Source organism: uncultured Helcococcus sp., from assembly GCF_946998255.1.
Classification (GTDB): Bacteria; Bacillota; Clostridia; order Tissierellales; family Peptoniphilaceae; genus Helcococcus.
Window position 1 is genome coordinate 1 of the sequence record NZ_CAMPYN010000049.1, and the last position, 7,917, is coordinate 7,917.

8 protein-coding genes are annotated in these 7,917 nt (G+C 32.4%); all 8 read right to left on the bottom strand.

From position 1 onward, the window contains the following. Positions 1–134: peptide-methionine (S)-S-oxide reductase (locus Q0U66_RS04700; RefSeq protein WP_297378016.1), on the bottom strand; the 134-nt coding region annotated here is incomplete at its 3' end. An 11-nt stretch (positions 135–145) separates the two neighbouring features. Continuing rightward, entirely contained in the window at positions 146–928 is a 783-nt protein-coding gene (locus tag Q0U66_RS04705; protein ID WP_297377995.1) for a DnaJ domain-containing protein, read from the bottom strand. A 10-nt stretch (positions 929–938) separates the two neighbouring features. Beyond that, positions 939–2,723: an ABC transporter ATP-binding protein gene (locus Q0U66_RS04710; protein ID WP_297377998.1), complete on the bottom strand. Its 1,785-nt coding sequence runs from the start codon at positions 2,721–2,723 to the stop codon at positions 939–941. A 140-nt stretch (positions 2,724–2,863) separates the two neighbouring features. Continuing rightward, on the bottom strand, positions 2,864–4,021 hold the full coding sequence (locus Q0U66_RS04715; RefSeq protein ID WP_297378001.1) for an ArgE/DapE family deacylase: 1,158 nt from the start codon (positions 4,019–4,021) through the stop codon (positions 2,864–2,866). Positions 4,022–4,031: 10 nt separating this feature from the next. Then, positions 4,032–5,306 carry an MFS transporter gene (locus tag Q0U66_RS04720; protein ID WP_297378004.1) on the bottom strand — a complete coding sequence of 425 codons (1,275 nt, stop codon included), beginning with the start codon at positions 5,304–5,306 and terminating at the stop codon, positions 4,032–4,034. Positions 5,307–5,443: 137 nt separating this feature from the next. Further along, entirely contained in the window at positions 5,444–5,725 is a 282-nt protein-coding gene (locus Q0U66_RS04725; RefSeq protein ID WP_297378007.1) for a hypothetical protein, read from the bottom strand. Positions 5,726–5,799: 74 nt separating this feature from the next. Next, positions 5,800–6,798 (bottom strand): D-2-hydroxyacid dehydrogenase, encoded by a 999-nt coding sequence (locus Q0U66_RS04730; protein WP_297378010.1) that lies wholly within the window; start codon positions 6,796–6,798, stop codon positions 5,800–5,802. A 12-nt stretch (positions 6,799–6,810) separates the two neighbouring features. Further along, a complete protein-coding gene (locus tag Q0U66_RS04735; protein WP_297378013.1) occupies positions 6,811–7,863 on the bottom strand; it encodes a PTS transporter subunit IIC in 1,053 nt (350 codons plus the stop codon). Between the last annotated feature and the right edge of the window lie 54 nt (positions 7,864–7,917).

Genomic DNA, 7,917 nt, shown 5'->3' on the forward strand with positions numbered 1-7,917 from the left:
CCATTAGCATATCCCACTTCAGTAGCAACTACACCTTCAATTTTGTCAAAGTAAGCCTGGGTACCCCAAAAACATCCAGCTCCTAGTACGATTTCTTTTTGATTATCGTTTAATTTTAATTCGGACTTAATCATATTTTCCTCTTTTACATATTTTTATATCTTCTTACATTTTCTTCTGATAGAAAATCAAAGGCATTGTTTACCTTCTTAAACATTTCCTCAGCATGTCTTTCTTTACTAATGTCAGGATGGTATTTCTTAGCTAATTTTCTATAAGCAGCTTTTATAGTTGAAAAGTCTGCATCGTAAGGAACACCTAAGACATCACATGCTTCTTCATATTTTTGCTTGAAGCCAACAAAAGCACCTGGTCTTCCTTGACTTGAAGAACCTTGGTAGCCACCATATCCACCCTGTGAACTACTATAGCCACCAAAGTTTTGCTCGAAGAATTCTCTCCATTGTTTTTCTTGCTGCCTTTGTCTTTCTCTTCTTCTTTCTTCTTCTCTTCTTAACTCTTCTTCAAATTTTCGCCTTTGAATTTCATCATACTTATCTTTGTAGAATTGGTAGGACTTATTTTCTACTCCATCTTCCATCTTATATCTAGCATAATCATATAAAAAGTTAATTTGAACATATTTTACTTTTCTAAAAGAGTTCAAAACTGATCTTCCAAGTATAGAAATCGAAAATACAACAATTGTAGCAATTAATAAAAAGGCACCTGGTCCAGTAAATACAAGCAAAAGCAAAAGCGGTATAGTAACTATCCCTATAACAAAAAATAACACTATAGGAATAATAAATAAACGTATTGAATCCGCTGCATTTATTATGACTTCTAAAATGTTTTCTACTAAATCATATATAAACTCCAGAGCTTTAGTAAAATAATAAACTATTTTTCCCCATATATTTTTCATCTTTTCTCCATTACATTATGTGGTTATCAATCCTATTATATAGGCTATAATAAACACCCTTGTTATCTAAAAGTTCTTTATGGTTTCCTTTTTCTTGGATACCATCCTTAGTTAATACAACTATTTCATCAGAATTAATTATTGTAGTTAACCTGTGAGCTATTGTAATAGTTGTCCTATCTTTAGATAGTTCTTCTAGTGATTCTTGGATAATTTGTTCACTCTTGTTATCTAAGGCTGAAGTTGCCTCATCCAATGTAAGTATTGGTGGATTCTTTAAGAATACTCTCGCTATAGAGATTCTTTGTTTTTGTCCACCAGACAACATTACACCCCTTTCACCAACATAGGTGTTAAAACCATCTGGAAGTTTTTCTATAAACTCTAAAGCTCCAGCCTTTCTAGCTGCTTCAATTACTTCTTCCTTGCCTGCATCCAATCTTCCATAAAGAATATTTTCATAAATAGTTCCTGAGAATAGGTAAACATCCTGTTGGACTATACCTATATTATCTCTTAGAGCTTTTAGCTGTAGGTCTCTTACATCATAGCCATCTATTTTTATAGCACCCTTATCTACATCATAAAATCTTGGAATCATTTTTATTAGGGTTGTTTTACCCCCACCAGATGGACCAACCAAGGCTAATTTTGAACCTGGTTTAATATCTAAAGTCACATCTTCCAAGACGGATTCTTTTTCCCCATCTTCATTTGATGAATATGCAAAACTTACATCTTCAAATTGTATATGACCTTTTACATCTTTTAAAATATGTGGATTTGGCCTGTCTACAATGCTTGGTTTAACATCCATTATCTCCGCAAATCTTTCTATACCGGTCATTCCTTTTTCATATGTTTCTAGGAAGGTGATTAAACGGGTAATAGTTGTCAATAAAGTGGTCGCATACATTATATATAGGGTAAAGTCTGCAGGGTCTATAGTACCCTTTATTAAAAATATACCCCCTAAAAGTACTATTACTAAATACATCAAGGCATCTAAAACCTTTGTAATAGAAGTAAAATCAGCCATAGCCTTGTAGTATACTTTTTTAAGGCCTAAAAATCTATAATTTGCCTTGTCAAAATTTTCTATTTCAAGGTCTTCATTAGCAAAAGATCTGATTACATTTATACCCAGCAAGGAATCTTCTATATCAGAGTTTATTTCTCCTATTTGGTGTCTTTGTTGCTTTTGTGTACGTCTAATATTTTTTCTAACTGAATTTGTTAAGATAACCATTAAAGGTATCATTAAAAACATTACAAGAGTTAATGTAATATTTATATTCACCAAAATTACAAAAGTAACTAGTATCTTTACTATAGCCTTCAAAAACTCTTCAGGTACGTGATGAGCAAACTCTGTTACATCAAATAGGTCGGTAGTAATCCTAGCTAGTAACTGACCTATTTTTGTATGAGAGTAAAATTCATCCGACAAATACTGAATATGGCTGAATACATCTCTTCTCATATCTTTTTCAATCATAGCTCCCATTATATGACCTTGTTTTTGCATATAATAAGTGGATCCTACTTCAACAACTTTCAATAAGAAATATATAGCAATCATTTTAAGCAAATATGACATAGTCAAAACAAGTTCTGGTTTAATTGCCATATTGGTTATATTTCTAATAATTAAAGGCAAAGCAACTTCAGCAACTATTGTCAAACAAGCTGCAAACAAGTCCTTAAATAAAAGTCCCTTATAGTTACCATAGTAAGGAGCAAATCTTTTTATTAATTCTTTACTTGTATAATTTGATCTATTTAACTTTTCCATTCATCTCTCTTTCTATTATTACCATTAATTAAAATATTATATCACAAATAAATGGTCCATATAAATACTGTATGCAATTAAAAAGAAGACAAAGACTTTCGATTATTCCTTATCTTCTTTATTTAAGATTAAATTGTAAATTATTTATTTAAAAACTTAAGAGCTATATTTTTGAAGGTTTCAATAGCATCCTTATATTCATCTAATTCTATATACTCATCTATAATATGAGCATTTTTAGTTAGGCCCGGTCCATAAACAACAAGTTGGATATCATCTGATATGTGAGTATATCTAGACAATTCGCAAGTACCTGTAAGTGGTCTTACTTGTACATTTTTATCTGGAGCAGATTCTTTCAAGGCCTTTATCAAGTCTGTATCCCTATCAGCTTCTGCTGGATCAAGGACTTGTATTAGATCTAAAGAAAGTTTAGCCTTAGAATCATCCTTGTTGTTTTCATCAATTGCATCTTGTAAAATTTTTATTGATTCTTCAGATCCAAATTCTGGTACAGTACGAATGTTACCTTTTATACTTGCAAAATCAGGTACAGAGTTAAATTGTATACCACCTTCAATTATAGAAAATACATTTATAGTAGATCCTAAGTTTTCATTTTGGTAGTCAGGATTTGCTGTTACCTTATCAAATTCGTCTTGTACTTTTCTTATATAATCAACTATAGTCATGATTGCATTGATACCTATCTCTGGCATTGAAGAGTGGGCTGCTTTACCTTTAGCCTTTACTTCATACATTATTGAACCTTTAGATGCAAATATAGCTTGGTTTTCACCATCTCTTTTAGTTGGTTCAGAAATTAAGATAGCATCAACTCCATCCAAGTGTTTGCCTTCAACAAGGTCTAAAGCACCTTGCATACCTACTTCTTCACCTACAGTTCCTAGCAGCCAGATTTCTCCCGGAAAATCAGCTCCCTCTTCTAAAATTTCTAATAAAGCATAAATACTTGCCGCAAGGCCAGCCTTCATATCTGAAGTACCTCTGCCATACATCTTTCCATCTTCTATATGTCCAGAAAATGGATCATGGGTCCAACCTTCACCAGCTTCAACTACATCCAAGTGTCCTGATAAAGCAAAGATTTTTCCTTCTTCTTTACCCTTTACCTTTACTATAATATTATCTCTACCAGGATAAGATTCAATTAATTCGGTTTCAACATTGTCATAATCCTTAAATAAATCCTGGATATATTCAGCTACTTCTTTTTCATTGTCATTTACTGATTTTATTTGAATTAAATCTCTTAAAATATCAATATATTTTTCCATTATGACTCCTTTATTTTTCACTTGTGTTTGCATATTTTTTAGCACTATTATGTGATATTATCCAAAATACACCGGTCAAGGCTGCGAATCCTATATTTATAATCCAACCTAGGGTGTAAGCTCTTGTCTTATCATAAATAAATGATACTAGCAAAGGTCCTAAAGCTGCACCAACTTGCATACCTGATTGGACAAAACCATAGGCTTCGCCGTAGGTTTTTCTATCAAAAATTGATGAAGCTATTAGCGGAGGTATAACTGTACCTATGGCTAAACCTAAACCAAAGATAAGAGCAACTAACCATGGTCCCCATGGTTGACCTACAAATAGCATAGCAACAAAGGTCAAGGCTAGTGAACCTGAACCTATTAGCAAAGCATAATATATACCATATTTGTCAGCTATCTTACCGATAATTAACTTTCCAATTACTCCTAGTACTAGATATAAAGAGATTACTGTACCTGCAGTTTTAACACCCACTACCTCTTGTAAGGCTGGGGCAAATTGCAAGGTAGCTCCATTAGCTAAACCATTCATCACAGAACCTAAGACTAAGAAAATAAAGAAGGTCGTTGTGATAGCCGCACTTGTTGATAAAGCAACATTTAAAGAATTTTGTGATTTTTGTATCTTGACTGCATCTTGACCTACTGACTTATCATCTTCCTTGTAGCCATATGGCTTCAGGCCTATATCTTCTGGTCTTAAATATATAATAAATAACCCTGCTATTAAACCTATAGCTAAAATAATTATTCCATATACCCTATAGGATGTTCTCCAGCCATAGTTAGCTATTAACCTACTGATTATAGGACTTAAAACAGCCCCACCAGCTGAAACACCTGATACAGCTATTGATGTAGCAAGTCCTACTTTATCTTCAAACCAATTGTTGATAAGCATCATCATTGGTATTTGAGCTGTTGTAATATAGGCTGTACCCACAAAAAATGCCAATATATAAAAATGATACTTGTTTTGGGCTAGTGAATATCCAAATACTGAAGCCGCAAAAACAAAGGCTCCCAAGGTCCAAACTGTTTTGAAATTATACTTAGTTAAAAAGTATGCGACTACTGGAGCTAAAAACACCCCTATGATTTGAGTGATTGTACCTATCAAGGAAAAATCAGTCCTAGTAAATCCTAAATCTTGGGTAACGGCTAATTGCCAGCTGTTAGATAAAGAGTTTACAATTGGTACAAAAACTCCCAAAACTATTGATGCAACAACTAATATTAGCCATGCATAGTGAAACTTTCTTTCTTTATTTTTCATAATAATACTCCATAATAATTTCCTTTATAATCTATTTTTTATTATACCCGAATTTTATAATTTCAAAAAATCAAATTATGATCTCATAAAAAAAACTAGTAAAAATCACCAATGATCCCTACTAGTTTCAATTATCTTTATTTATTTTTTCTTCTTAAAAAGATAGCTATCCCATTTAAGATTATTGAGGCACCTACACAAAACCATAGGTATTTACTTACTGTTGGTACTATATCCATTATTCCTGCAAAATCATCTACTGCAATTCTTTTAGCTACATCGGCATAAAAATCATTTACAGTTAAGGCAGTAAAGGTCAAACTTAAAAAGCCAAATATTTCTTCCTGCTTATTTTTAATAGCACTTATAATATTTACCAGCATAAATATAATTGCTAATACCCCAAATAATAACCACATATTTTTCTCCTTGAATGCATTTTGACCATTATATCACAAAAAAGACCTAGAAAACTAGGTCTTAAAACAAATTCTTATTTATTTACAATAAAGTCATCATCAGAAGTTTCTAAGAAGTTCTTTGATGAATTTAAAGCACCTTGTACTAGGTTAGCAACAGCTGTTTCTGTAAAGTAAGCTGTATGAGGTGTATATAAGATGTCATCTCTTTCTATTAATTTTAAGAATGTTTCATCTTCTATCTTTTGTCCTCTTAAGTCTTTTGGTACGAATGGTCCTTCAAATTCGTAAACATCTAAACCAACTCCTAGTAATTTACCGCTATCTAAGGCTCTAAATACTGCTTCTGTATCTACTAAGGCACCTCTACCTGAGTTGATTAGGATTGAATTGTCAGGCATTAGGCTTAAGAATTCATCATCAACCATGTGGTGGTTTTCTTTAGTAGCTGGCATGTGTAAAGTAACAACATCTGATTGCTTTGCTAATTCTTCTACACTGTCAACATATGTTAGGTATTTTTCTGCTTCTTCATTTGGATATAAGTCAAAACCGATAACTTTTGCACCTAAACCACTAAACAATTTAGCCGCTGCCCTACCGATTCTACCTGTACCTAAAATACCTACTGTTAAAGTTCTCATTTCTCTTGAAACTAATCTCTTTTCCCATGAGAAGTTATGTTCTTCAACATTTTTTACAATCTTTTTGATGTTTCTTGAAATGATTAAAGCTGCTGTTACAGCATGTTCTGCTATAGCATTTGGTGAATATGATGGTACATTTGTAAGTTTAATATCTAATTCATTTAACTTATCTAATTTGTACATATCAAATCCTGCAGATCTTGTTGAAAAGATTTTTACACCATTTTCTGCTGCAAAGTCATAAACTGAGTCTGGAATTTCTTTGATTTGTGAAATACATACAGCATCAGCTCCTACTAACATATCTTTTGTACTTTCGTCTAAGTCCTTGTTAGTTACAACTAATTCTATATCAGAGTTTTCTTTTTTCCATTCTTCAACTGCTTTTTCTTCTACTTCTTTATAGTTAAAAAATACTATTTTCATTAGTAATCCTTTCTATTTTTCTTGTCCATAAATAAAGATATCTCTATCGTATAATTTCAATACTTTTGTACATACTTTATCGATTAAGTATGCTGATACAAATGGTATTACAAAGAATACTAAGGCTAATATCAATATGTTTTTGGCTACGCTTCCTTCCATAAATGATAAGGCATTTATAGGTCCTACAAGTCCTGAGAAACCAAAACCTGCTGAAGCTGTTGTACCTTGGATGTTAAATAAATATGCTACCACACCTGTTACTATAGCATTAGCTATTAAAGGTATGTTCATAATTGGGTATCTTAACCAGTTAGGCATAAACATTTTCATTGATCCTAAAAATACTGAAAGTGGAACACCTATCTTGTTTACATACATAGCCCCTACAACTAAAGTCATAGCTGCTGATGCAATACCTAAGTTTGCAGCACCTGATGCTAGTCCTTCTAGGCCTACTGCGTAAGCAATAGCTACTGTAGATATTGGAGATACAATTATCAATGCAAATGATATTGATAATAAGATACTCATCAATAATGGTTGTAAGTCTGTAAAGTTTTGGATTATAGCACCTATAGCTGTTGTGATTTGTTTTACATATGGTAATAGCAGGGTTGAAAGTGTACCTACAATTAAAACTACTATTACTGGTGATAAAATCATTGTTAAGCTGCCTAATTTACCTCTGATTAAACTTAATAGGTAAACTGCCATAGCTGCAGTGATCATTGTGTTTATCAAGTCACCTATACCTGTTGCTATAAGAGCACCATCGGTAGACACTAATAAACCTGAACCAATCATAGTTGCAACACCAACTAAACCTGTTTCTATTGGTTGTAATTTAAATTGGTAACCAATAAATATACCAACTAGCAATGGTGTAGCTGCTTGTGATGCTAATAATATCGTATGAATTGTTTGGAATATTTGAGCTTGTGGCGCTAAAGCCTTAAATATTTCCCCTAAGATAGCATTTGGAATAAGACCAACTACTATACCCATTGCAGTACCGTTAAGGATTTTCATTAAAAATCCTTTTAATTCTATTTTATTTTCCATAAAATAACCTTCCTTTTCTTATAATTTCTCCTCATTCAATAGTACGCTTAAGAA

What these genes read in the sequence shown, in the direction of transcription:
- Q0U66_RS04705 (WP_297377995.1), bottom strand. Translation starts at nt 928, where the DNA reads ATGAAAAATATATGGGGAAAAATAGTTTATTATTTTACTAAAGCTCTG.
- Q0U66_RS04710 (WP_297377998.1), bottom strand. Translation starts at nt 2,723, where the DNA reads ATGGAAAAGTTAAATAGATCAAATTATACAAGTAAAGAATTAATAAAA.
- Q0U66_RS04715 (WP_297378001.1), bottom strand. Translation starts at nt 4,021, where the DNA reads ATGGAAAAATATATTGATATTTTAAGAGATTTAATTCAAATAAAATCA.
- Q0U66_RS04720 (WP_297378004.1), bottom strand. Translation starts at nt 5,306, where the DNA reads ATGAAAAATAAAGAAAGAAAGTTTCACTATGCATGGCTAATATTAGTT.
- Q0U66_RS04725 (WP_297378007.1), bottom strand. Translation starts at nt 5,725, where the DNA reads ATGTGGTTATTATTTGGGGTATTAGCAATTATATTTATGCTGGTAAAT.
- Q0U66_RS04730 (WP_297378010.1), bottom strand. Translation starts at nt 6,798, where the DNA reads ATGAAAATAGTATTTTTTAACTATAAAGAAGTAGAAGAAAAAGCAGTT.
- Q0U66_RS04735 (WP_297378013.1), bottom strand. Translation starts at nt 7,863, where the DNA reads ATGGAAAATAAAATAGAATTAAAAGGATTTTTAATGAAAATCCTTAAC.